Annotated in this window: 2 pseudogenes; both read left to right on the top strand. The window is 68.6% G+C overall.

What is annotated here, in order from left to right:
- A pseudogene (locus JCM19049_RS16235) lies at positions 1-192 on the top strand (tryptophan synthase subunit beta); the annotation flags it as partial.
- A pseudogene (trpA, locus tag JCM19049_RS16230) lies at positions 189-784 on the top strand (tryptophan synthase subunit alpha); the annotation flags it as partial. The pseudogenes JCM19049_RS16235 and trpA, both read left to right, overlap by 4 nt.

Below are 784 nucleotides of genomic sequence, written 5' to 3'. Positions count from 1 at the left end.
CCGGCGATCGAGTCCTCGCACGCGCTGGCCGGGACCATCAAGGTCGCCCAGCGCAAGATCGCCGAGGGCCGCGACCCTCAGGACGTGGTGATCGTGGTCAGCCTCTCCGGGCGCGGTGACAAGGACGTGTCCACCGCCGCCGAATGGTTTGGATTGCTTGATGCGGCCGACGCGGCCGGGGAGGGGAAATAGATGACCCGGGTGAGAAGTGCCAGAAGATCGCCGCCGCGAAGGCCGAGGGCCGCCCGGCGCTGATCGCCTACCTGCCCGCCGGTTCCCGGACGTGGCCACCACCATTGACGCGGCCGTGGCGGTCGCCAACAACGGGGTGGACATCATCGAGATCGGGATCCCGTACTCGGACCCGGTGATGGACGGGGAAGTGATCCAGCAGGCCACCACCCAGGCGCTGGCCAACGGCTTCAGGGTGTCCCAGATTTTTGAGATCATCGCCGGGATCACCGCCCGCTGCGACGCCGCGGTGATGGTGATGACCTACTGGAACCCGGTGCTGCGCATGGGCCTGGAGGAGTTCGCCCGCCGCTTTGCCGAGGCCGGCGGTTCCGGGCTGATCACCCCGGACCTGGTGCCCGACGAGGCCGGGGAATGGGTGGCCGCCAGTGAAAAGTACGACCTGGAGCGCGTCTTCCTGATTGCGCCCAGCTCCTCCCAGGCCCGGGTGAAGATGACCGTGCAGGCCTCCAGCGGTTCGTGTACTGCGTCTCGGTGATGGGGGTGACCGGGGCGCGCAGCGAGGTTTCCGCCGCCGCCCAGGACGTGGTCG

Source organism: Arthrobacter sp. JCM 19049 (assembly GCF_001310435.1).
This window is presented reverse-complemented; position numbering and strand designations above follow the sequence as displayed.